General features: G+C 40.1%; 21 protein-coding genes, 3 tRNA genes and 1 pseudogene. 17 read left to right on the top strand and 8 right to left on the bottom strand.

Annotated features, from left to right (window positions below):
- Positions 1 to 738, bottom strand: coding sequence for an enoyl-CoA hydratase-related protein (locus tag FH971_RS17325; protein WP_137225421.1), 738 nt, complete (start codon positions 736 to 738; stop codon positions 1 to 3).
- 35 nt (positions 739 to 773) lie between these two features.
- On the opposite strand from FH971_RS17325, the gene FH971_RS17320 reads away from it, so the two are divergent.
- The 3 genes from FH971_RS17320 to FH971_RS17310 are packed head-to-tail and all read left to right on the top strand — an operon-like array spanning position 774 to position 2,983.
- The gene (locus tag FH971_RS17320; RefSeq protein WP_137225423.1) at positions 774 to 1,262 is read left to right on the top strand and encodes a copper chaperone PCu(A)C; all 489 of its coding nucleotides are present in this window, start codon (positions 774 to 776) and stop codon (positions 1,260 to 1,262) included.
- A gap of 12 nt (positions 1,263 to 1,274) precedes the next feature.
- Positions 1,275 to 2,246: a DUF2333 family protein gene (locus FH971_RS17315; protein WP_137225425.1), complete on the top strand. Its 972-nt coding sequence runs from the start codon at positions 1,275 to 1,277 to the stop codon at positions 2,244 to 2,246.
- Positions 2,247 to 2,248: 2 nt separating this feature from the next.
- Positions 2,249 to 2,983 (top strand): TIGR04219 family outer membrane beta-barrel protein, encoded by a 735-nt coding sequence (locus FH971_RS17310; RefSeq protein ID WP_140235638.1) that lies wholly within the window; start codon positions 2,249 to 2,251, stop codon positions 2,981 to 2,983.
- 61 nt (positions 2,984 to 3,044) lie between these two features.
- On the opposite strand, the gene tolC is transcribed toward FH971_RS17310, so the two are convergent.
- Entirely contained in the window at positions 3,045 to 4,349 is a 1,305-nt protein-coding gene (tolC, locus tag FH971_RS17305; protein WP_140235142.1) for an outer membrane channel protein TolC, read from the bottom strand.
- Positions 4,350 to 4,803: 454 nt separating this feature from the next.
- On the opposite strand from tolC, the gene nudF reads away from it, so the two are divergent.
- The 7 genes from nudF to parC all read left to right on the top strand — a co-directional run bounded on the left by nudF (position 4,804) and on the right by parC (position 12,878).
- A complete protein-coding gene (gene nudF / locus FH971_RS17300) occupies positions 4,804 to 5,430 on the top strand; it encodes an ADP-ribose diphosphatase (protein WP_140235141.1) in 627 nt (208 codons plus the stop codon).
- 38 nt (positions 5,431 to 5,468) lie between these two features.
- Entirely contained in the window at positions 5,469 to 5,906 is a 438-nt protein-coding gene (locus tag FH971_RS17295) for a DUF1249 domain-containing protein (protein WP_137225431.1), read from the top strand.
- Between the two features lie 35 nt (positions 5,907 to 5,941).
- A complete protein-coding gene (gene cpdA / locus FH971_RS17290; protein WP_137225433.1) occupies positions 5,942 to 6,781 on the top strand; it encodes a 3',5'-cyclic-AMP phosphodiesterase in 840 nt (279 codons plus the stop codon).
- 63 nt (positions 6,782 to 6,844) lie between these two features.
- The gene (locus FH971_RS17285) at positions 6,845 to 7,417 is read left to right on the top strand and encodes a YqiA/YcfP family alpha/beta fold hydrolase (RefSeq protein WP_137225435.1); all 573 of its coding nucleotides are present in this window, start codon (positions 6,845 to 6,847) and stop codon (positions 7,415 to 7,417) included.
- A 70-nt stretch (positions 7,418 to 7,487) separates the two neighbouring features.
- Positions 7,488 to 9,374 carry a DNA topoisomerase IV subunit B gene (gene parE / locus FH971_RS17280; protein ID WP_137225437.1) on the top strand — a complete coding sequence of 629 codons (1,887 nt, stop codon included), beginning with the start codon at positions 7,488 to 7,490 and terminating at the stop codon, positions 9,372 to 9,374.
- A gap of 106 nt (positions 9,375 to 9,480) precedes the next feature.
- Complete coding sequence (locus FH971_RS17275; protein ID WP_240778511.1) at positions 9,481 to 10,575, top strand: PQQ-dependent sugar dehydrogenase; 1,095 nt, start codon at positions 9,481 to 9,483, stop codon at positions 10,573 to 10,575.
- Complete coding sequence (gene parC / locus FH971_RS17270) at positions 10,575 to 12,878, top strand: DNA topoisomerase IV subunit A (protein ID WP_140235139.1); 2,304 nt, start codon at positions 10,575 to 10,577, stop codon at positions 12,876 to 12,878. The genes FH971_RS17275 and parC overlap by 1 nt, the downstream gene beginning before the upstream one ends.
- 450 nt (positions 12,879 to 13,328) lie before the next feature.
- On the opposite strand, the gene FH971_RS17260 is transcribed toward parC, so the two are convergent.
- From FH971_RS17260 to rsgA, 6 genes and pseudogenes are all read right to left on the bottom strand, one after another.
- Positions 13,329 to 13,520 carry a bacterioferritin-associated ferredoxin gene (locus tag FH971_RS17260; protein ID WP_137225444.1) on the bottom strand — a complete coding sequence of 64 codons (192 nt, stop codon included), beginning with the start codon at positions 13,518 to 13,520 and terminating at the stop codon, positions 13,329 to 13,331.
- A gap of 296 nt (positions 13,521 to 13,816) precedes the next feature.
- A complete protein-coding gene (locus FH971_RS17255) occupies positions 13,817 to 14,551 on the bottom strand; it encodes a glycerophosphodiester phosphodiesterase (protein ID WP_140235138.1) in 735 nt (244 codons plus the stop codon).
- Positions 14,552 to 14,576: 25 nt separating this feature from the next.
- On the bottom strand, positions 14,577 to 17,816 hold the full coding sequence (locus FH971_RS17250; protein WP_140235137.1) for a mechanosensitive ion channel domain-containing protein: 3,240 nt from the start codon (positions 17,814 to 17,816) through the stop codon (positions 14,577 to 14,579).
- Positions 17,817 to 17,834: 18 nt separating this feature from the next.
- Positions 17,835 to 18,708: pseudogene (locus tag FH971_RS17245) on the bottom strand (DMT family transporter).
- A 5-nt stretch (positions 18,709 to 18,713) separates the two neighbouring features.
- Positions 18,714 to 19,580, bottom strand: a complete 867-nt coding sequence (gene asd, locus FH971_RS17240; protein ID WP_137225450.1) for an archaetidylserine decarboxylase — start codon at positions 19,578 to 19,580, stop codon at positions 18,714 to 18,716.
- Positions 19,581 to 19,659: 79 nt separating this feature from the next.
- Positions 19,660 to 20,721: a small ribosomal subunit biogenesis GTPase RsgA gene (rsgA, locus tag FH971_RS17235; RefSeq protein WP_140235136.1), complete on the bottom strand. Its 1,062-nt coding sequence runs from the start codon at positions 20,719 to 20,721 to the stop codon at positions 19,660 to 19,662.
- A gap of 112 nt (positions 20,722 to 20,833) precedes the next feature.
- On the opposite strand from rsgA, the gene orn reads away from it, so the two are divergent.
- From orn to FH971_RS17200, 7 genes are all read left to right on the top strand, one after another.
- On the top strand, positions 20,834 to 21,379 hold the full coding sequence (gene orn, locus FH971_RS17230; protein ID WP_140235135.1) for an oligoribonuclease: 546 nt from the start codon (positions 20,834 to 20,836) through the stop codon (positions 21,377 to 21,379).
- 197 nt (positions 21,380 to 21,576) lie between these two features.
- A tRNA-Gly gene (locus tag FH971_RS17225) sits at positions 21,577 to 21,652 on the top strand.
- Between the two features lie 94 nt (positions 21,653 to 21,746).
- Positions 21,747 to 21,822 (top strand) — tRNA-Gly (locus FH971_RS17220).
- 22 nt (positions 21,823 to 21,844) lie between these two features.
- Positions 21,845 to 21,920 (top strand) — tRNA-Gly (locus FH971_RS17215).
- 660 nt (positions 21,921 to 22,580) lie between these two features.
- Entirely contained in the window at positions 22,581 to 23,036 is a 456-nt protein-coding gene (locus tag FH971_RS17210; protein WP_137225456.1) for a hypothetical protein, read from the top strand.
- A 172-nt stretch (positions 23,037 to 23,208) separates the two neighbouring features.
- Complete coding sequence (gene tsaE / locus FH971_RS17205) at positions 23,209 to 23,667, top strand: tRNA (adenosine(37)-N6)-threonylcarbamoyltransferase complex ATPase subunit type 1 TsaE (protein ID WP_137225458.1); 459 nt, start codon at positions 23,209 to 23,211, stop codon at positions 23,665 to 23,667.
- 7 nt (positions 23,668 to 23,674) lie between these two features.
- Positions 23,675 to 25,006, top strand: a complete 1,332-nt coding sequence (locus FH971_RS17200) for an N-acetylmuramoyl-L-alanine amidase (RefSeq protein ID WP_137225460.1) — start codon at positions 23,675 to 23,677, stop codon at positions 25,004 to 25,006.

Here is a 25,006-nt window from a genome sequence, read left to right as displayed (position 1 = left end):
CTATTTTTTTAAGAAAGCTTGGAAGCGTTGTTTTGCTTCATCACTTTGTAAGCGTTTAGAAAATTCAACTATTTCTAATTTCATCTGAGCTTTAACTTCTGCTAGGTTATGACGTAAAAGCCGTTTTGATGCTTGCATAGATAACGGTGGTAGAGCTGCCAATTTTTTTGCTTGCGCTAGACTGAAGCTAATGAGCTCGTCTTGGGCAACCACGCGGTTAATAATGGTTAATTTTTCAGCCATCTCTGCATCAAAGGCTTCGCCAAGTAAAATAAGTTCAGCCGCTTTTTGTTGACCCACGATTAATGGTAACAATATGCTTGAAGCGGCTTCTGGTACCAGAGCTAAATTCACAAAAGGCATTTGGAATTTTGCCCTATTGTCGGCGTATACTAAGTCACAGTGCAACAGCAATGTTGTCCCTATTCCCACCGCGGCTCCGGTTACTGCAGCCACTACAGGCTTTTTAAGATCTAATAAACAAAACAAGAATTTAACGGTTGGATGATTATCATCTAACGCACCACTTTGTAGAAAATCGACGATATCATTGCCAGAGCTAAAGCAGTTTTCGGTACCGTGAAACATAAAGGCACGAATATCATTGTCGGCTTCACCTTGGATCAGGTATTCTGTGAATTGCTGATACATTTCTAGATTAAAGGCATTGCGCTTTTCTGGACGATTAAAACTGATGATACGCACGCCTTGATCATCTCTTACCTGAATATAACTCATTCGTAGCTTCCTTAAGTGAATGCGAGTGACATTACATGGAGTTTAAGACATTGAAAGCAATATTCAAACATCTGTTTAACTTTTTAGTGTTATCATCAATATCATTCGCGGCCAGTGCTAATGTTGTTTTGGTTGATGGACATGTTAGAGCTATGCCTGCGAGTGTGCCTAATACTGCCGCTTATTTTACGTTAGAAAATCATAACAACAGCGATGTTAAGTTAGTTGAAGTGAAGACCAGTGCGGCAAAAGTAGCACAGTTACATACCATTGTTGAAGAAGATGGCATGGTTAAAATGCGTCAAGTTGAAGGGTTTATAATACCGTCTCACGGTTCGTTAACGCTTCAACCTACGGGCAATCATGTGATGTTATTGTCGTTAACCGCACCATTGGCTGTTAATGATAAAGTCCCTTTAGAATTAATTTTTGAAGATGGTCAGCATCTTATGATTGAGCTTATGGTGCTTAAACAAGCCGGTACTGATCATGATGAACATGCAGAGCATCATCACCATCATTAAGGAGCAATATTGATGCAAATAACAAGGAATAAAATTTTAAGCGTGGTTGGGGTGCTTTTTTTAGTACTTTACTTTGTGAGTGTGTGGTGGAGTATTGAACCCGATCCCATTAAACCGGTATCGTCGCAAGCCGATAACGGTAACGTCATTGTGGGTTATGCGACCACAACGTCACTTATTACCACCATGGAAACCTTGCTGGATAAACCAGGTGGTTGGCTATCAAATGATATTATGCCTCCGTCGGTAATGATGGATAATATGCCTGCATTTGAGTTTGGGGCACTAGAGCAAGTACGTGATTTAGCATTAACGATGCGTAAAGAGTTTAGCCGTTCACAGTCGCAGTCGACTGCTGATGCTGATTTACTCGCTGCACATTCTAAACTAAACATTGGTCATACTAGTTGGTTGGTGCCAAGTGCTGAAGGTGAGTATCGCGATGCGATTAAATTATTGAAACTTTATCGTGCTAAAATCAGTGATGCTAACAACAATAATGCTCAGTTTTATGCTCGTGCAGATAATCTGAATGAATGGTTGAAAGAAGTTCAGAAACGCTTAGGCAGTATGTCGCAACATTTATCTGCCAGTGTGGGCCAAGAACGATTAAATACTGATTTAGCAGGTGATAACTCTGCGCGTCAATCTACACCTGGTTTATCAAGTAATGAAATTAAAACTGGCTGGTGGAAAATAGACGATGTATTTTATGAAAGCCGTGGTTCTGCTTGGGCATTATTGAATTTTATGCGAGCAATTGAAATTGATTTTGCCGACGTTTTAGAAAAGAAAAACGCTGAGGTCAGTTTACGTCAAATTATTCGTGAACTTGAAGCTACTCAGCAAACAGTTTGGAGCCCTTTGGTTCTTAATGGAAATGGTTTTGGTTTAGTCGCTAATCACTCGTTGGTGATGGCTAATTATATTTCGCGTGCAAATGCCGCGGTAATTGATTTAACTAATTTACTCTCACAGGGATAATGATGAAAAAGACTCTTCTTGCCACAGCTGTCGTGGGCCTTTTAAGTATGTCATCGGCTCATGCGGCAACTGTATTAGGTTTTAAAGTCGGCGCTGATTATTGGCAGGCCGACACTACAAATTCATTTAATGATGATAGCGGTGTTGCTCACAGTTTTGATGATGATTCAGCACAAGGCAGTATATGGTTTGCTATTGAGCATCCACTTCCGTTTGTACCGAATGTTAAAATTCGTCAGAATTCGCTCGAATCGAGTTCGGACATTAGTAACGCTGACTTTACCTTTAATGGTAACTATTTTTCTGGCGATGTATCAGTTACCAATGACTTAAATAATACAGACTTTATGTTGTACTACGAAATTCTTGATAATGATTTAGTGTCAGTTGATTTAGGCGCTGCATACAAGTTAATGAGCGGCTCATTACGTGTTAATGATGCTGGTCATCCTGAAGAAGTGGATATCGACAGCGGCGTTGTGATGGGTTATGCCAGTGCACAAGTTGGCATGGTTGGTTTAGGTTTGTTTGGTTTTGCTGATGTGTTGTTAGGCATAGATGAATCTAACGTATATGACTATGGTGCTGGTTTAGGGTGGCAGTTTGATGGATTAGCTGTTGATACTTCTATCCGTGTTGGTTACCGTGAGTTTAACTTTGATGTGAGCAACTTTTCTGATGTATCACAAAATACAAGTTTTAAAGGTGCATTTGCTGGCGTTGAATTAGTTTTCTAACACCGCATAATGTGAATGAAAAAACCGCCAAATGGCGGTTTTTTTTGTGGGCGAAGAATCATTACTGTTGAGTAATTAATCCATTGTTAATTGAGATGATATCATCTTCGTTTAACGTACCTGCCGCCTGTTTCAGCGCTAAAATAGAATTGATATAGCCATAGCGGGCTTCAGATAGTTGACGCTTTGAATCGTATAAATCACGAGTACGGTTTAATACGTCAACAATAGTACGAGTACCCACTTCAAATCCAGCTTGAGTCGCTTTTAACGCACTTTCAGATGAAATAACTGACTGCTCATAGGCTTTGATTGAGCTGATAGACGCATTAACATTGTTAAAGTTGTTACGTATATTTTTGGTCACACTACGATGAGTTTGTTCTAGCTTCTCGCTTGCTTCAACATACGCAAATTGTGCCTGCTTAACCTGTGATGTCACAGAAAAACCTTCAAAAATAGGGATACTTAACGTCACACCTACAGACGTTGTATTATAATCAGAACCAGGGTTAAGTACTGAGGTATTATCATAACCAGCGCTAAGGCTTAATGATGGCATGTGGCCAGCTTTGTATAAGCTAATGGTTTCGTTGGCGATATCTTTTCCGATACGTTGAGTCATTAAATCAATGCTACTGTTTTCAGCCATTTTCAACCAATCAGATGATAAGGCCGGTGAAGGCTTTCCTGCCGAAAAACGGTCAGTATCAAGAATATTAATCGACTTATGATCTATTCCGGTAATTTCGCGTAACGCTTCATAGCTATTGTCTAAGGTATTCAGTGCTAGAATTTCTACTGCAGAGGCTAAGTCATATTGAGCTTGTGCTTCATGAACATCAGTAATAGCAGTTAAGCCTACAGCAAACCGTTGTTTAGTTTGTTCAAGCTGGCGTTCAATTGCTGCTTTTTCAGCACCTTGGAATTCATAGTTATCTTTGGCCGTTAATACATTAAAATACGCGGTAGTGACACGAGTAATAAGTGACTGTAATGTTGATGCATAAACAGAATCTGCTTGCGATGCCGCCATTTCAGCTAATGTTAAACCAACCCACGCACTATGATTGTAAATGACTTGGCTTAGGCTAACACCACTGATAACTGTTTCACTGTTACTTGAGTTGCTTGGGTCATACCAAGATTTAGCATAGCCAACACTGGCACTGACCGTTGGCAGTAACGGTGCGCGGTTTTCTTCAATACTTTCATATAATGCATCACGTTGTGCTTTAGCTTGTAAAACAATAGGGTCGCTAGTGAGTGCTTGTTGATAAATTTGAAGTAAATCATCAGCTTGCGATGCTGGTGCTGCAATAGCAAATGCTAGTGCTGCGTATAATGAACCAATTTTGAATTTCATTTGCTGCCCTTTTAGACAATTCCTCGTAAAATGAGGTGTTGATTAACTAATAAATTTGTTCATGATCTTCGTTAAATTAATGAATTATCATTTTTTCAATATTAACGCGGCAATCAGTGTTAGCTTACTTGTTTAATGAGTATGCCCAGTATTTTAAGATGATATCGTTATTCAATATCGATATCTAATGGCTTACTGCATTATTACTGCTGACATTAATGGTTAACCACTAAAGTATTTACTGCATTTGTTTCACTACTTATTCATTACATTACTTATAATTTTACTTAATGGTAGTGATTTTTTCATTTTCAAGTCAAATTTGAAGTGTAACAGATTTTATTTTTTTCAGCTGACTTTTGCATGTGTAGTGCCAAATACTTCGTTATTAATTATGCTAATTTGAACTGCTAAAATGAGTATACTGTTTACGTTTTAATCGACAAGGATAAATATGTCTGAGCAACCCACTATAACAACCTTTGATGCTGACTCCGGTTTCTGTTTGATATCCAAGAAAGTGTTGTATAAAGGTTTTTTCCAGTTAGAAGAATACACCTTTAAGCATAAATTGTTTAAAGGTGGTTGGAGTGGCGAGGTAACTCGCGAAGTTTTTGAAAGAGGCAATGCCGTAGTGGTGGTGCCTTATGATCCGGTTCGTGATGAGGTCGTGTTAATCGAACAAATTAGGGTTCCTGCATTAGTAACTACTAAATCAATCTGGCTTCTTGAATTGGTGGCAGGTATGATAGCGCCCGGCGAATTACCTGAACAAGTCGCTGAACGTGAATTAGCCGAAGAGACTGGATTAAGTTTATTAAATTTAACCTATATAAACAGTTACTTGTCTAGTCCTGGTGGCACAACTGAGCGTTTTTACTTGTTTTTGGGGCATGTTGATACAACCAATGCCGGCGGAATACATGGTCTTGAACATGAAAATGAAGATATTCGTGTACATGTAGTGAGCAGGCAACAAGCTTATGAATGGATTAATAATGGTCGTATCGATAATGCCGCGACGGTATTAGGCATCCAATGGTTGATGCTAAATTACCAAAAAATTCGTGACACACTTTAGTTATTGAACGTGATAATGAGTAAGGTAGGAATGATTGAGTGGCAAAGTTTATCCTAAATAAAAAGCAAAAATACCAACCTAATGTCAGTGATTTTTTAGCTGTCTGTGGTCGAAATTATGCGCATATTTTAAAATGGTTACCCGAGCAAATCAATGTTAACGAACCTTGGAAAATTAATGGCAAATTCGGAATGTTGTCAATTAATCTAATTGAAAATACTAAGTATACTCAGTTAGTTGAAATATCACGTCCAATCCCAAATGGACATTTTTTTAAATCTCCCAAAGTAATTGTCCGTGTCTATCATGATGCACAATTAGCAGAAGTGTTAACTAGCCAACAGATTTATCGTTTAAAGCCCGTGTATGATTACCCGAATATACATATGCATCATAGCGATGAAAAATTTCAGGTGAATGCATTCCTTGAAGAGCTGTTGAAGATTGGGTCTCTGAGTGTGACTTACCAATCGTAGCTTTTTTATTATTTATACCAGGTTAGGAATTTTTAGTGCTTAAAGAAGCAGTCCATTATTCTATTGCTGAAAATGAACCCGTGCGATTAGTCCAAGTGACCGATCCGCATCTTTTTGCCGATCCTGAAGGTCAATTACTGGGTGTGAATACGGCACAAAGTCTCCAAGCTGTTCTGAATACGTTCATCGCAACCCAATATCCTGCTAATATTTTGTTGGCAACTGGCGATATTAGTCAAGATTACTCCCCTGAGTCCTATCAACACTTTGTTGAAAAAATTGAGATGTTAAATCTGCCTTGTCACTATCTACCCGGTAATCATGATGACCCAAGGTTGATGAGCTTGCGTATGCAAGGTGAGCAGATCTTTGGCCAACAAAGAGTCATTATTGGTAATTGGTTGATACTCATGCTTGATTCTACTGTTCGAGGTAAGCCTGGCGGCTATATGGGCGAACAACAGTTTGCCTTGATAGATGCTGCAATTAAGGATGAACCGAATAAGCATGTGTTGTTAGTGATGCATCATAATCCTATATTAATGCAGTGTGCTTGGTTAGATCAGCATTGCATGATGAATGGTGAAGACTTTTTGCAACGAACAAGTCGCTATCCGCAAGTGAAAGGAGTTCTTTGGGGGCATGTACATCAACAAGTGGATAATGTTCATTTTGGAGCGCATGGTCCTATTCCATTAATGGCGACGCCATCAACCTGTATTCAGTTCAAACCAGCTTCATCGTATTTTGCATTAGATAATCTTCAACCCGGTTATCGTTTGCTGGAGTTGGCATGCGATGGTAGCATTCGTACTAACGTGTACCGTGTGCCAGGAAATCGATTTGCACCTGATAATGAGGCCAGCGGATACTAGTTTAGCGCGTCATCTTATTTTGTAAGGGACGTTTAGTGCTACTTAATCGTCTCGCGAGGGAATATGCTGCTTTATATACATGGTTTTAATAGCTCTCCGCGGTCAGACAAGGCCGTTCAAACCGCACACTATATTCAGCAACATTATCCACAAGTCGATTTTTACCAACCACAATTACCTTCTTCACCCATCGCAGCAATGACATTATTGTGCAACATTACTGAACAAGCTAAACAGCAAGGGCAGGTATTACGCTTTATCGGTTCATCATTAGGCGGTTATTTTGCGAGTTATTTAGCTGAAATGTATGGTGGAAAAGCCGTTTTGGTGAATCCTGCGGTAAAACCGTTCGAATTATTTGAACAGTTTATCGGACCCCAATATAATCCTTATACTAACGAACATTATCAGGTGTTGCCGATACATCAAAATGATGTCGCTACGTTTAATACTCATGTGATCCGACATCCAGATCGTTTTCTTGTGCTGTTGCAAACTGGTGACGAAGTGTTAGATTATCGGCAAGCGCTACATAAGTACCATAGCTGTGAATTACATTTAGAGCCGAAAGGCGACCACAGTTTTGTCGGCTATGAACAACAATTAGACAAAATATGTAAATTTATTCAGCTGTAACTTTATACCGTTACAAACAACGATCAATTTGGGCTAACTTTGGCTCTATTTAACTCCAAATGTGTGGATTATGACCAACCAATATACTTCTGATGCTATTGAGGTCCTCAATGGACTTGACCCGGTAAAACGCCGTCCAGGCATGTATACCGATACTTCTAGACCTAACCATCTTGGGCAAGAAGTCATTGATAATAGTGTTGATGAAGCATTGGCGGGGCACGCGACTAAAATTGACGTTGTACTCCATGCTGACAACTCCCTAGAAGTGACCGACGATGGCCGTGGTATGCCTGTGGATATTCATCCAGAAGAAGGCATTCCTGGAGTTGAACTTATTCTAACTAAACTGCATGCAGGTGGTAAGTTTTCCAATGAAAACTACCAGTTTTCAGGTGGTTTACATGGCGTAGGTATTTCAGTTGTTAACGCCTTATCCACCCGAGTAGAAATTACGGTTCGCCGAGATGCTCAAGTGTATGACATGGCATTTGAAAACGGCTTCAAAGTTGAAGAGTTGGTTGTTACGGGTACATGTGGACGTCGTAATACCGGGACTCGAGTGCATTTTTGGCCCGATACCAGTTATTTTGATTCACCCAATTTTTCTGTCAGTAAGTTAATTTATATCCTACGGGCGAAAGCGGTATTATGTCCTGGTTTGCGGATCAAATTTACCAATAAGCAAAATGGTGAAGTACATGAGTGGTTCTATGAAAGTGGCTTAACCGATTACCTTAAAGAAGCCATAAAAGACTCGGTTTTATTACCAGAAGAGCCGTTTGTGGGCAGTTTTAAAGGCAAGTTAGAAGCCGCTGAATGGGCGATTACTTGGTTACCTGAAGGTGGTGACAGTTTAAGTGAAAGCTACGTCAACTTAATACCAACTCCATTAGGTGGTACTCATGTCAATGGCTTTAGACAAGGTTTACTTGAGTCTATGCGTGAGTTTTGTGAATTCCGTAATCTTGTTCCTCGAGGAATTAAATTATCGCCCGATGACATTTGGGATCGTGCAGCGTTTATCTTATCGATAAAAATGCAAGACCCACAATTTTCTGGGCAAACCAAAGAAAAACTCTCTAGTCGTCAAAGTTCTGCATTTGTGGCAGGCATTGCTCGAGATGCATTTTCTTTATGGTTAAATTCCAATACAGAATTAGCCGAGCAGTTGGCAGAACTGTGTATTGGTAATGCACTGCGTCGCTTAAAAGCAGCCAAGAAAGTCGCGCGTAAAAAAGTCACCTCAGGCCCTGCGCTACCAGGCAAGTTAACGGATTGTAGTGGCCAAGACCCTATGCGTGGTGAATTATTTTTAGTGGAAGGTGACTCTGCTGGAGGTAGTGCCAAACAAGCTCGAGACCGAGAATTTCAAGCGATTATGCCATTAAGAGGCAAAATTTTAAATACGTGGGAAGTAGATGCCTCACAAGTGTTAGGCTCGCAAGAGGTGCATAATATTTCGATTGCGATTGGTTGCGATCCTGACAGTGAAGATATTTCAGAATTACGTTATGGTAAAATTTGTATTTTAGCCGATGCGGATTCTGATGGACTACATATTGCGACACTATTGTGTGCGTTGTTTTTAAAGCATTATCGCGTATTGGTGAATCATGGGCATATCTATATTGCTATGCCGCCACTATTTCGTATTGATGTCGGTAAAGAAGTTTTTTATGCTTTGGATGAGGCCGAAAAATCCGGAATTTTAGATCGTATAGCAGCAGAAAATAAGAAAGGTAAAGTGCAAGTGACTCGCTTTAAAGGTCTGGGTGAAATGAACCCCTTGCAATTGCGTGAAACCACCATGGATCCGAATACACGACGCTTAGTACAATTAACCATTGATGATGCAGATGAGACTGTGGCATTAATGGATATGTTACTAGCCAAAAAGCGTGCTCCGGATCGTAAGAGCTGGTTAGAAAGCAAAGGTGACTTAGCGTTACTTTAGTTGAGTTTTAATGCCAATAAAAATAAATAACATAAGGCAAAGAATAATTAGCATGCAGTATATTAGATTGCGATCCTACGTTAACCATAACGGTAAATTAGCCTTTATGGGAATATTCTTTTTAGGCTTGTTTCCGATTTTTGCTTCAGCAGCACAATCTGTGATAATTACGGTAACAAAAGGCTTTGGTTTAAGCTTATATGCTTCTGATTTAGGTGATATTAAGCAAATGACCGTGGGCGATAACGGTACTTTATTTGTTGGTTCACAAAAAAGTGGCACCGTGTATGCGCTAATCGATAGTGATCAAAATGGACAAGTCGATAAGCGTTACCTTATCGCCAAAGGCCTTGATTATCCTGAGGCTGTCGCTTTCCACAACGGCTCGCTATACGTTACCGAGGATGATCGCATTATTCGTTTTGATGAGATTGAATCTCGATTACGTAGACCTGGTCGAGCGCGTGAAGTCTATTCTAATTTACCCAGTTTAGATAAAAAATACACTCGTTCTATGCGCTTTGGCCCTGACGGACGTCTGTATGTTGCTATTGGCTCACCATGTAATGTCTGTGAATCCCCGATGCCATTTGGGAATATTTTGGCTATAAATGTCGATACCGGTGCCAGTGAACAAATTGCTTTTGGGTTGAGAAGCGTTACCGGTTTTGATTGGTCACCTGTAACTAACAAATTATGGTTTGCTGATTTAGGCCGTAATTGGATGGGTGATAATATTCCTGCAGATGAGATTAATCGTGTAGACATTAAAGGTAGCCATTTTGGTTTTCCTTATTTGCATGGCACCGATGTGGTTGAACCTGCATATGATAAACCCGAAAACTTAAATATTACGGTTCCCGAATTTGAACTACCAGCACATGTGGCGCCAACGGGATTAAGTTTTTATCGGGGTGAGCAATTTCCTCAACGCTATCATCAACAGCTTTTTGTGGCCGAAAATGGCTCGTGGAACCGCTCAAGTAAAGTCGGCTATCAAATTGTGATGCTTGATATTAAAGATGAAAAGGTTATTAAACGTGAAACCGTGGTGAGCTTTTTAGATGGAGAGTTTCCGGTTGCACGTCCGTTTGATGTTATTAATGCGCCAGATGGTGCTATGTACATTTCAGATGACCTAAAAGGTAATATTTACCGTCTGTTTTATAACGCACCTGAACAATCACAGGAAATGAAATAATGAGTGATGCGATTGAATTAAGTCTTGATGGGGTAGAGCAAATGCCGCTAAGGCGCTTTACCGAAGAGGCTTATTTAAATTATTCCATGTACGTGATTATGGATCGTGCCTTACCGCATATTGGCGATGGCTTAAAACCCGTCCAACGCCGTATTATTTATGCCATGAGCGAATTAGGCTTATCTGCACAATCTAAACATAAAAAATCTGCCCGTACTGTCGGTGACGTTTTAGGTAAGTATCATCCACATGGTGATAGCGCATGTTATGAAGCCATGGTGTTAATGGCGCAGCCATTTTCTTATCGATATCCACTCGTCGATGGTCAAGGTAACTGGGGGGCGCCAGATGATCCTAAGTCATTTGCGGCAATGCGTTATACCGAAGCCAGATTATCAAAATTCTCTGAAGTGCTATTGTCGGAATTAGGTCAAGGTACCGTCGACTGGAGCCCTAACTTTGATGGCACCATGAAGGAACCTAAAACCTTACCAGCACGATTACCGCATATTTTGCTTAATGGTATTACCGGTATAGCTGTGGGTATGGCAACAGACATTCCACCACATAACGTTCGTGAGTTAGTGTCAGCCTGTGTTGAGCTTATTGATAACCCTAAAACAGATTTAGCGCGATTAATGGAGTTAGTGCCTGGTCCTGATTATCCAACAGAAGCCGAAATTATTACCCCAAAAGCAGATATTGAGCGGATTTATGATACTGGGCGTGGTTCAATTAAAATGCGTGCTGTTTATCGTGAAGAGCAGGGCGAGATCCTTATCACGTCATTACCGCATCAAGCCAGTAGCGGTAAAATTTTAGAGCAAATTGCCAATCAAATGCAGGCAAAAAAATTGCCGATGGTGTCTGATTTACGTGATGAGTCTGATCATGAAAATCCCGTTCGGTTAGTGATTGTGCCTCGGTCAAATCGTATTGATTGTGATCAATTAATGACCCATTTATTTGCCACGACAGATCTTGAAAAAAGCTTCCGAGTGAATCTAAACGTATTGGGGCTCGATGGCCGTCCACAAGTTAAAGGTTTAAAAACGCTGCTAACTGAATGGTTAGAGTTCCGTATGACAACCGTTACACGTCGCTTGCAGTATAGGCTTGATAAAGTGTTAGCTCGTTTACACATTTTAGAAGCCCTAATGGTAGCTTTTTTAAATATTGACGAAGTGATCGAAATTATTCGTTTTAACGATGAACCGAAAGCCGAATTGATGTCACGGTTTAACTTGTCTGATAAACAAGCTGAATCCATTTTAGAATTAAAATTACGTCATCTAGCTAAGCTTGAAGAATTTAAGATCAAAGCCGAGCAAGACGAGTTAGCCGCAGAACGTGACAAATTAGAATTGTTATTAAGCTCAGACCGTCGTTTAAAAACCTTGGTAAAGAAAGAATTGATCCAAGATGGCGATAATTATGGTGATAATCGTCGTTCACCTATTATTGAACGTATTGATGCCAAAGCACTGACTGAGCAAGAATTAACCCCAACAGAGTCTGTCACTGTAGTGTTGTCAGATAAAGGCTGGGTACGTTGTGCTAAAGGTCATGATGTTGATGTTGAGGGCTTGTCGTACAAGTCGGGAGACAGTTACTTATGCAGCGCCATTGGTAAGAGTAATCAAGCTGCGGTATTTATTGACTCCACTGGCCGCGCATTTGCGACAGACAGCCACACATTACCGTCGGCACGAAGCCAAGGTGAACCTATTACCACACGCTTTAATATGGCGCCAGGTGCGACCATGCAGCATGTATTAATGGGTGCCGATGAGCAATTTTTCTTGTTGGCAACCGATGCAGGTTATGGGTTTATTTGTGCTTATCCTGATTTGATCAGCCGTAATAAAGCGGGTAAGGCGCTGCTAAACTTGCCAACAAATGCACTTGTGTTGTCACCCAAATTAATTAACAAAGCCGCAGATCAATCTTTATTAGCGATCACCTCAGAGGGGCGCATGTTAATGTTTAATCTTGATGCTTTACCGCAGTTATCAAAAGGTAAAGGCAATAAAATCATTGGTATTCCGACAGATCGGGCTAAAAATCGTGAGGAAATATTATTGCACCTAAGTGTGGTACCTCAAGATGCATCTGTTACTTTATGGGCGGGTAAACGTAAATTAACCTTGAAACCAAGCGATCTAGAGCATTATAGAGGTGAACGCGGGCGTCGGGGAGCTAAACTGCCAAGAGGCTTGCAACGGGTTGATAGTGTTGATGTCGATGGTGTTTACGACGACAGCGAGTCAGCTGTAGATGGTTCTACTGATACGTTAGATTAATTGTTTATCTAGGGTGTGATTGTGATTCTATGCGATTGCACCAATATTATTTTTAACGTTAATATTGTGTGAATATCTTTACGATGTGCTTACTTGTCCAGATGGTGTTGGGCTGGTAAGCCGATAAAAAATGAGCAAAAAAAGCTGCTCACATGAGCAGCTTTTTTTATTAACAAGAGGCTAGGGTCTGTTGATCTTTGCAGGTTAAATTTTGTTCGAGATAAAAACGTTTTAATCGAGGCGAGCGGATTGCTGCCTAGCAATCTAAGCTAAATTCGCTCAACAAAGAGTAAAACGTTTTTAGCCGAACCCTTCGGGCAGCGTTTGTTGGTCATTTTTACTACGTTATCGACTTTTTATGTAGAATAACTACATCACAAAGTCTCTGCCTTGTACAAATGACCAACAATTCGCTGCAAAAACAACCTTGAAAGATCAACAGGCCCTAGGTTAAGCCACTTCATAGAAATTAGGTTCGTACTCTAGCTGAGTCTGAATGATGTTAGTTGCCATTCGCGCACATTTACCACATTGATCAGCAACACCCAAACGCTTTTTCACGTCAGCAAGTGAGCAATCACCTTGGCTTACGGCAGCTTTAATTTGAGTATCAGTGATGGCATGACAAAGACAAACGTACATTATAGAAAGCCTCTTCATTCAAAAATAGGTTGAGCTAAGAAAGTAATCTTATTCTAAATGAAAACCGTTATCATTAGCAATAACTTTTTATCGATTATGGCGATCATTTTTATTACAGTTTGATCTATCTCATTTTTTGATGAAGAAAAAAGGGGGCTGTCATCTTAATTTTAGCGACCAAATAGCCGAATTGAGATAATTCTGAAAGTATTGGCAGCTAGGCAGAACTTCAATCATTATGACTATGCAATAACAATGTAAGTTGTGCAGGCCCTAAGCTTCAATATTTAAATTATTTACCCAAACCATCCATTATAATTCGTTGTTATCGGCATCATTGTTGCCTCCATGGCTTTGTCTGGATAATTACTGAATATACCATCTACACCCATCGTTTTTAATGCCTTAATATCATCAGCATTATCAACGGTAAATACAAATACTTTACCACCTCGTTGGTGGGCATCATCAACAATCGCTTGATTAACAAAACTCACATCAAGATTAATTGAATAAGCATTCAGTGTCGTCACGATTTGAGCTAGATCTAACGGTATACCCGATATTAACGGGGAGATAACCGCTCGTGGCAAAGCTCGTTTTATTTGAGCTAAATCAGGATGGTTAAATGACGATATTAATAGCTGTTCAGGAGTAAAGTGAAGCAGTTTGAGAGCTTGAGGGTATAAACTAATAAAGGACTGTACGCAGCCAATCCCTTTTAATTCAATATTAACGGTGCACAAGCCTTTGCTTTTAGTACTTACCCGTTCGAGTACTTGCCACAGCGTAGGAATCGCTTGTCCACCAATGGTATATTGAGCCAGTTTTGCTTTGGTGGTTAAGTGTATTAGCCCTGTACCAGTAGATTTACCTTCTAAGCGGCGATCGTGAAACACCACTAATTCATCCTCTACGCAATGCACATCCAGTTCAATAGCATTCACACCCAAGTCGAGGGCTTTATCCATAGCGACTAAGGTGTTTTCTGGTTCATAACCGCTAGCGCCGCGGTGAGCAAAAACGAGCATTAGGAGTCCTTAATTAATATTCCTATTAACCTTTATATAAGCCAGTATCTTCTTTAGATGACTGATTAATGTGAATTTCCATTTGTGGATAAGCAAGTTCGACATTATTTTCTTTAAGCTTTTTAGTAATAAGTTTATGTAAGTTGTGACGTAAAGGCCAACGAGCGGACATGTCTTTGGCATACGAACGAATTTCATAATCTTGTGTATGTTGACCAAAGCCTGCAAACCATACTTCAGGTTCTGGGATAGCTAATGATAAGTCACATTCTCGCACGGCTTGATGAAGTAACATTTCAACTTTAGCAGGGTCAGCATCACGAGATACCGATACATTCACGATCACACGAGTGATCTGATCGGACAACGACCAGTTAACCAATTGTTCAGTAATAAAAGCTTTGTTAGGCACAATAATTTCTTTGCGATCCCAGTCGACAATCGTAGTGGCTCTGATTTGGATTTTACTGACCGTTCCTGAGAGATCGCGGATAGTGACGGTATCGCCAATACGAATGGGTTTTTCAAATAAAATGATTAAACCAGAAATAAAGTTAGCAAAAATTTCTTGTAAGCCAAAGCCCAAACCCACAGAGAGCGCCGCAACGAGCCACTGTAATTTTGACCATTCCATGCCAAGGGTCGAAAACCCAAGCAGTATGCCAAAAAACACCACTAAATAACTGCTAACGGTAGTGATGGCAAAACCGGTTCCTGGCGATAAATCTAATCTCTGCAACAAGGTAAGTTCTAGCAAGCCAGGGAGGTTTTTAGCAATTACTAACGTGAAACCAACTAACATGAACCCAAATAAAATTGACTTTAATGTAATGGGTACTTGTTGCTCAATGCCATTTATATTGCTATTGGTGGTCCATAAGGTAATACCGTCTAAAAACGTGAATACCGCAGTATGCGTTTGCGCCAATATGCCTAATAAACTGGCGAAAAAGGCTAGAATCAAAATTGATCTGACCAAGCCCAGTGATTGGCTAGAAATCGTTTCTAAATCAACAATGGGTTCTTCGTAGGTTTCTATCGGTTCATTGTTGTGTAATTCGCCTTTTTCACGTTGTGCTAAACGTTCTGCACGCTTGGCTTTGGCGCGGTCAAACGCGATTAAGCGGCGCTCAATCAGCATCCAACGTTTAATTAACTGATAGGTAAGTAAGAAGCCCAAACCTAATAATACCGATATCTGTAGCTGTAATAGAAGTTGAAAAGCCGTGAAGTAGTAGCCGATACCCGCTAAAATAGCACTAAAAATAGGGGTGACGATCAGGATTAACCATACTGCTTGTTGAATAATCGCCATGTTAGTGGCACTAGGCTTATTTTTACGATATTGGCCAATAAGTAACATGATATCTTTATACAGTCGGCACAACAAAATACAGAAAATGATAAATGCACCACGGCCAATACTGTTGCGTACTAATGAAGTATCTAAAGCCTCGGTAAAGCCCATTAAGCCAATTAACGGTGCTGATACCAGTACAAATGAAGCCATAGTCTGTTGTGCTTGTTTGACAATTTTTTTCGGTCGTCTGAAATGACTAATTAAAATCCCTTTATCTAGGGTTAATAAGAAAAAGAATTGGTAAATCAGAAAACACACACCAATGGCTAAAATGCCGACGCCCACAGCATGAACCATATTTTGCTCTGAACTTGAGAAAATAATCCCTGCGACTATTAACGGTAAGGGTTTTATCAAGGCATACACTAAACTGATTATGAGCGTTTTGATGGTGTACTTAAATTTATCTTGCGTCACATTGCCCACAAACACAGCATAACGATTAAGCGCTTTATTGAACTTAGGTGTCAGCATGTCTTGTGCCATTAAACAGCACAACAATAAAATGCCCCACCAGGCCCAATAATTACTTTGTTCTGACCAAGCTTGTTGTAATGACTGCCACTGATTTGATTGCAGTAACCAAACACTACTGTGGCTTAAATCAATTAACCATAATGCGCCAATACTAGGAGCGTTAGGTACCCAAAATAAATGTTCGTTAAGGGTATTTTTTAATGTGTCATGTAATTGATTTAATTGTTCATAGCCAATACGTAATTTAGCAAATTCAGCTAAATATTGATCATAACTCTGCAGCAATTGCTCTATCAGTATCTGTTGTGATTGCAGTAACTTGTTTTGCGTTTCTGAAAAAGTTTCGCTGTCATCGAGCTGTTGACTATTTAATGCTTGTTGCTGTTCTAATTGATAGCGTTCTAGTCGCGCATCCGCTAATTCTGTTTGCAATTTATCAAGATTGGGTGGCTTAGGTAATGATTGCAGCATTTGCAAGAAACGGTCACCGAATGCTGAATTGGTTTTAACCCAAGTGATTTGTTCAAGAACATTTGAAAGTTGTGCATTTTGTGATTGATAGCGCTTTTCAATTCGTTGTTGTTTCTCTATTGCTGCTTTGATTTTGCTTGTCAGTGTTTGTAATTGTGTTGCATAGCGCTGATTTAATTTACTTAATTCTAGCGACCACGGGTCGGCTAGCTCTTGGGTATCAATTAAATTGTTGGCTATGGTATCTGCGGTTTGTTGCTGACGAGACGCAATATTGTATTTGTTAATAAGCTCAATAAAGTCTTCTTGTTGTTCTAAAGATAATCTATTGAGTTGTTGTTGAAGCTGAGTAATTTCTAATTGCTTAGGGTTAGCTAAGCGTTCAGCTTGTAAGGTCTCAATTTGTTGTGTTAGCAGTGCAGACTGAAGATTATTACGTTTACCCAATGGAGTATCAATTGGCACTTGTTGGGTTTTATTATGCTGAGTTAAGGCATTTTCGGCTTGAGTAATTAACTGCGGTAATTGTGTTTGGCGTTGTGAAATTACACGTAACTGCTGATTTAGGCTCGACTCAGTTTCTTTTAACTCCGATAGACGAAAATAAGCCATTGAAGCTTGCTGATCGAGCGCGATATCCGTATCGAGATTTAATGCTACCTGAGCTTCACGAAGTTGCCCTGTAAGCGATAGCTTGATTTGGTTGTTAGAGCGTTCAATATTGGTATAGGTTTGCTGTTCTATTTGCAGCTTTTCAATGCTGCTTTCAAGTTCTGCAATTTGAGATTGTATATCAAGTGGTTGATTTTCGGGTTGGCTATTAAGCCCCAAACGTTTATCTAAAGTCAGAGGGGTATTGGCTAATACAGGAATCGACAGTGTATTAACGATAAGGAAACATAGGAATAAACACGCTAAACGAAACATAATATTTGGCTCAAGTTGGAGTCCGGCCATGTTAGCAAATTTACCCGATTATGCTCGCTTTTTTTGATGACTTTGTTGAGTTTCAAATAAAGCCGTTGCAACAATAATTGTTCCACCAATAATGGTTCGGATTGTTAGCTGTTCATCTAAGACTAATAGCGTTAGCACTGCACCGTAAAACGGCTGTAAACATGACACTAACCCAACTGTTTTGGCGCTTAAATAACGCAGTGCGGTAGTAAATAATGCATGGGGTAAAGCTGTGAATGCCACGCCCAGTAACAGAATCAATCCCCAAGTCGTTTGGCTAATATCTTGGGGGAGACACATCTTGCCAAGGGCTTAACAGTAAAAAGTGATTAAGGTTTGATAAAACATCGCACGGGGTCCACTGTAATGCGAAAACACCCGTTTATGGAGTAAGTTTCTGGCAGTAAATAATGCTGCTGAAATGATACCCACTATAATACCTAAGGTAATGTCATTATCTAAGTTGGCTTCAGGGATCAACAGTATCACCCCTATTAATACCGTCATACCGGATATCACATCAAGTAGCTTTATTTGAGTTTTATTGATCAAGGGTTCGATTAACACTGCCATGACGGGATATGTAAAAAAAGCAATCATGCCAATGGCGACAGAAGATAACTGCATGGCAGCAAAGTAGGTTACCCAATGTAGGCAAACTAACGTCCCTAACGCTAAGGCCTCCCAATAATCTTGGCTGACGTTGTAATCTAAGTGGGCGTTTGGTGGTTTTAATTATTATGGCGAGCACGATGGCGGCGATAATACAGCGTAAAAAGGTAATGTTAAGAGCGCTAAGAGGAATAAGTTTAGAAAATAAAGCCGTACCACCAAAAAGTAGTACAGCTAAATGTAATTCAACTAACCCAGAGTGGGGTTTAGTTACCGTCATATTAATTACTGTTGGGAGAGTTTCGCGAAAGGTTGACCCATGCGCGTAGTTTCACCTGGTTCGACGCCATCAGCAAATGTATCAATGGCATCTTGGGCAAATAACATCACTACCGTGCTTCCTAACTTAAAGCGACCCATTTCGGCGCCTTTTTCTAGGGTTAATGCTTCTGGCCCTGTTGTTGGATAATCCCAGCTAAAGACTTGCTTACCGCCTGGTGGGGTAACTGTACCAGACCATATAGTTTCAATGCTGGCAACAATGGTTGCACCGACTAGTACCATCGCAAGCGGGCCTGCTTGGGTTTCAAATATTGCGACGACACGTTCATTACGTGCAAACAGTCCTGGCACATTTTGCGCGGTGAGTGGATTCACTGAGAACAAATCACCTGGCACGTATGTCATTTTTGATAATGTGCCGGTAATTGGCATATGGATGCGGTGGTAATCTTTGGGCGCCAAGTAAATGGTTGCAAAGTCGCCACTATCAAAGCGTGCCGCATCAGCCTTATTACCACCTAATAATGCTTCAGAGGTATAACTGTGACCTTTGGCTTGGAAAATATTGCCAGCTTCAATTGGGCCGCATTGACTTACAGCGCCATCAACAGGGTGCACCATAATATTGGTGTCTTGGCACAATGGTCTGAGTTCAGGTTTTAACGCTCGAGTAAAAAATGCATTGAATGTTTTATAAGCTTCTGGCTCAGACTGCAATGCTTCTGACATATCAATTTTGTATTTTTTGATAAACCACTTAATCCCCGCCGTGGTGATCGCGCCTGCTTCAGCTTCAGCAAACTTACCGACTAAGCGTGATAGAAAGTGTTTTGGCAGCATGTATTGCAAAGCAATTTTAATTGAGTCCAATGTATTTCCCCTTTCTCTAATCTGGTTGAACTATAAACTTAATGCTATAGATTCTACAGGCTTCTATCTGTAATGAATATTATTCATCAATTGCACGGAAATGCCGAGCATGACGTTGCTCATCTAAACTGGCAATAATACGCTGATAATTACTAAAGCGATCTTGAGTAATTTTTCCATCAGCTAATGCTTGTTGTAAAGCACAACCTGGGTCATCGCCATGCTTACAATCGCGAAACTTACATGTTCCTAAAAACTCTCTAAATTCAATAAAACACCAACCAACCCTGATGGCGTCTAAGTGCCATAAAGCAAATTCACGTATACCCGGTGAATCAATTAAATCACCGCCGCTGACAAAATGCAGTAACTTGGCTGTGGTTGTTGTATGTTGGCCCAAACCTGAGTTATCGGATACATCGCCAATTAACAATTCTGCTTCTGGCATTAAGGCATTAATTAAGGACGATTTCCCCACGCCAGACTGACCAGCAAAAACACTGACTTTGTTATTGAGCAACTCTTTTATATTTTCAACACCTTCGCCCGTATGGCTACTGACTCTATAAACGGGATAACCAATATCTTGGTAACGTGTTAGAGCTCGTTCGATTTCATCACGATTAGTATCATCTAATAAATCAATTTTATTGAGAATGATGATCGGTGGAATATCGGTATCTTCAGATGCCACTAAATATCGGTCAATTATTTGGGTGGTAAAGCTGGGTAACACCGATGACACAATTAAGATTTGATCGATGTTGGCAGCAATAATTTTTACGCCGTCGTATAAATCTGGTCGAGTTAACGAAGATGTTCGGGGATGAACGGCTATGACAATGCCACCGATACTGGAGCCAGATTGGACTTCTGTCGCTAATCGGACCACCACTTTATCACCAGTGACTAAACTGGTCACTGCGCGGCGAATATTACACCGTGAGACAATTCCGTCTGCAGTTTCGATGTCGGCATGCTGGCCAAAGCGAGAAATAACCACTCCAGCTTGCTCAGGGCCTAAGAGGTTATCCTGTAATTCAGCATGTTGAGTGTCATCGTCACCACGCTTTAATCGCTTGGTTTGATTCGCTCGCATTCGGCGTAATTGGCCTTGGCTTAGGGGTTTCTTTTTACTCACTGGCTTATCTTCATTAAATAGGTGTTTTTTTGTGTGTCAAAAAAACAGTATGATACACACTCTTTTATAAAAATGCCTGAATTTAGGCGACAGATAACATAAGGCGGCATAAATGGCTGTTGATGCGAATAACCTCATTTGGGTTGATTTAGAAATGACAGGCTTAGAACCAGCAGTTGATCGAGTCATTGAAATTGCAACCTTGGTGACCGACCAAGAACTTAATATCATTGCCCAGGGCCCTGTTCTAGCCATTTATCAAACCGATGATGTACTAGCTGGGATGGATGATTGGAACCAAAAGCATCATGGAGAGTCTGGCTTAGTGGACCGAGTTCGTGCGAGTAAATGTTCTGAACAAGATGCAATTGAACAAACGATTACCTTTTTAGCTCAGTATGTACCTAAAGGCGCATCGCCAATGTGCGGTAATAGTATTGGTCAAGATCGTCGATTTTTGAATAAATACATGTTGGAACTTGAAGAATATTTTCATTATCGTAATATTGATGTTAGTACCATCAAGGAATTGGTTCGTCGTTGGAGCCCTGAAACCATGAATGGCTTTAGTAAGAAAAATACCCACCAAGCTTTAGAAGATATTAAAGAGTCTATTGCTGAAATGCAGTTTTATCGCAAAGAAGTATTTAAAATTTAACCAATTGAACAATTTTCTTTAAAAAGGGGGTTGCAGCATAGTAAAATTTATCTATAATGCGGCCTCAACTTTCTACAGAGCGCCAAACTCTGAGTCATAGAAAGTTGTAATGAAATTTGAAAGTACGCGACATTAGCTCAGTTGGCATAGGTTGAAAGACGATACCTTGCAGACTGTTATGATGAAGCAAATAGTACGCGACATTAGCTCAGTTGGTAGAGCGATACCTTGCCAAGGTATAGGTCATCAGTTCGAACCTGATATGTCGCTCCAAATTTCAGCATGATTTTGTAATGCGACATTAACTCAGTTGGCATAGGTTGAAAGATGATACCTTGTTGATTTTTACAATGAAGCAAAACAGTACGCGACATTAGCTCAGTTGGTAGAGCGATACCTTGCCAAGGTATAGGTCATCAGTTCGAACCTGATATGTCGCTCCAAATTTCAGCATGATTTTGTAATGCGACATTAGCTCAGTTGGTAGAGCGATACCTTGCCAAGGTATAGGTCATCAGTTCGAACCTGATATGTCGCTCCAAATCACTTCCCTAGTTTGAAATGCAACATTAGCTCAGTTGCGCTTTTAGAAAATGCGATACCTTTTTTTTTGCCAAGGTATAGGTCATCAGTTCGAACCGCTTTTTATTTATAAAGAAACGTCGCTCCAAATCACTTCCCTAGTTTGAAATACGATACTTTTTTGCTTGCCAAGTTCAAGCTAGAGGTCATAAAGCGGTCATCAGTTCGAACCACTTTTTATTTATAAAGAAACGTCGCTCCAAATCATTTCCTCTTGTTAAATCCTCCATTAATTACCTTTGTGTCACTAAGCTCAGCTACGTTTTTAGGAAATACGATACCTATCTTTTTCAATCTAGACGTCGTATATGATCATCCGTTCGAACCATTATTGAGAAACGTATAGCTCGATCTACATTTTTTAATGGCCATCAATCCGAGTCTAATTCAGCCTGAACCTTATTATTGTAATAAATTTGCACCATTTGTGTTTGAGCAAATCGTTTTGCAATCAACAAATAAGTGATCTAGTACTCACTTCTTCATGGATCTCTAAAGTAAGAGCATATTGGTGAAGTAAAACATGATCTGGTTCAAATCATTTACTGCTGTAATCTTTGATAATCACCTTAAGAAATATTTTCCTAAGATGTTTGGGCATTAAACGAGGTTGAGTGTTATGCGGTTCCAACAGCTAAGTGAGCTACTTGATTATGTTGCTAATTGTCATCTTGATATGGAAAAGTTATATAAGCGTTTAGATAATAATGCAGACTCTTCTAGAGTGAAAATGATGTTGGATTATTTTCAACAACATCAACGGCATACATATGAAACGTTAGAGCGCTATATTGAAGGTGCACCATTAAGAATATTAAATACTTGGTATAAGGACATTACTTTCGAAGACTTCAGCAAGCGCTGCGCGGAGACAATGTTACCTGCCAATATGGATGAAGAGGCTGTGCTCGAATTACATCTTGATCTAGAAAACCGTCTTATTGCGTTAGTTGAAAAAACCGCAATGAGCAGTCCAACAGAAGAAATTAAAAATACATTAATGGATTTAGTACGAGTGACAAAAACTCAACAACACCGTTTAGTTCTTAGCACACTTCGTATGGATGACATTTAAACGGCACATTGAAATTCTGATTTATCTTCCTGAAGTGTAAGTTTGCCAGCTATCCCCAGTAGCTGGTTTTTTTATTAACAAAAAATAACCACTAGAACAGTGGGAGTTCCTCGGTAACTTCTGGTATATTTAGCTTTCTTGTAACTCTTTTTTATGGAAGCTGACTTTTCACATGACATTGCTGCTCAAAACCCTTGAAAATGAACAAGCTACTGTAGCTCTAGGGCAACAAATTGCGCAGTGGATTGTGCCGCCACTAACTATTTATCTTACCGGTGATTTGGGGGCAGGCAAAACAACGTTAAGCAGGGGGATTATTCAAAGTTTAGGGCACCAAGGGACAGTAAAGAGCCCAACTTATACTTTGGTTGAACCTTATGAGTTTAGTGATATGGATGTCTTTCATTTTGATCTATATCGATTAGCTGATCCCGAGGAACTAGAGTTTATGGGGATCCGAGATTACTTTACAGACAGAAGTGTCTGTCTGGTTGAATGGCCTGATAATGGCCATGGGTTACTCCCTAAGGCTGACATACATTTGCATTTGCGTTATAAAGAATCTCAAAGACAAATTGAATTACAAGCCTTATCCCCTGCAGGGCAGGCAATTATAAATAATATAAAATAAAATAATAATGACTTTAAAAAATACGTTTTTCACCCCTGTGCTTTTCATACTATTGTTTTTGTTGCCTAATATTGTTTGGGCGGCTAATCAACTTGATAGTGTGCGAATTTGGGCTGCCCCAGAATCGACTCGAGTGGTATTTGATTTAACTCAATCTCCTAAATATGACAGTTTTAGCCTCACTGGACCTCATCGTTTGGTGGTGGATATTCAAGATACTGGCGCAAAAATCAATTTAGATAAAATTGCTAATAACAGTAAAATCATTAAAAAGATACGTTTTAGCTCTCCTCCTAAAAAAGGCGTTTTGCGTCTGGTGATGGATTTAACTAAACCAGTAAAATCGAGTTTATTTACTTTGCCACCGACTGCACCGTATGGAAACCGCCTTGTGGTTGACTTAGAAGACTCCGCTGGTGGTTCATCTGCCGTGCAGCAATCTGTTCGTCGCTCTGCAAATCAGTCATCCCGGGATATCGTTGTAGCCATTGATGCAGGGCATGGTGGTGAAGATCCTGGTTCTATAGGGCCGTCAGGCATACATGAAAAGCGTGTCGTGCTTGAAATTGCTAAGCGCTTGGCCCGTAAAATTAATTCGATTTCAGGCATGCGTGCTGTTATGACTCGCAGTGGTGATTATTTCGTTAATTTGAATAAACGCTCTGAGCTCGCCCGAAACAGTAAAGCTGATTTACTGATATCTATCCATGCTGATGCCTTTACTTCTCCACAACCTAATGGTGCTTCTGTTTGGGTGCTGTCAATGCGACGAGCCAACAGTGAGATTGGTCGTTGGTTAGAGCAAAAAGAGAAACACTCAGAATTGTTAGGTGGCGCTGGTGAGATTATTCAAAATACCGACAGTGAACAATACCTTGCAATGACATTGCTCGATATGTCGATGAACAGTTCTATGGCCATTAGCCATTCAATTGCGGGCGACATTTTACGCGATTTAAGAACCATTACTCACTTGCATAAAAGAAATCCTGAATCTGCAAGCTTTGCTGTGCTCAAATCGCCAGATATTCCGTCTATTTTGGTTGAAACCGGTTTTATCTCAAACCCAAACGAAGAACGGCTGTTATCTAATGGCAATCATCAAGAAAAGCTTGCCAATGCAATTTATAAAGGCGTATTACGCTATTTTGAAAGTAATCCGCCTGCTGATTCTTTGATGGCCAAACAATCTAACATTAAACACAGTGTAAAACGTGGTGAGTCACTATCGGTTATTGCGCAACGCTATAGCGTATCGGTAAGCAGTATTAAACGTGCTAACAATTTAAAGAATGATGTTGTGCGTGTTGGTCAAAAACTTGTGATACCAAGGGCTTAA

The organism is Shewanella polaris (assembly GCF_006385555.1).
Taxonomy (GTDB): domain Bacteria; phylum Pseudomonadota; class Gammaproteobacteria; order Enterobacterales; family Shewanellaceae; genus Shewanella; species Shewanella polaris.
Note: the sequence above shows the minus strand (reverse complement) of the source record. Positions and strands in the feature narration are given on the sequence as shown.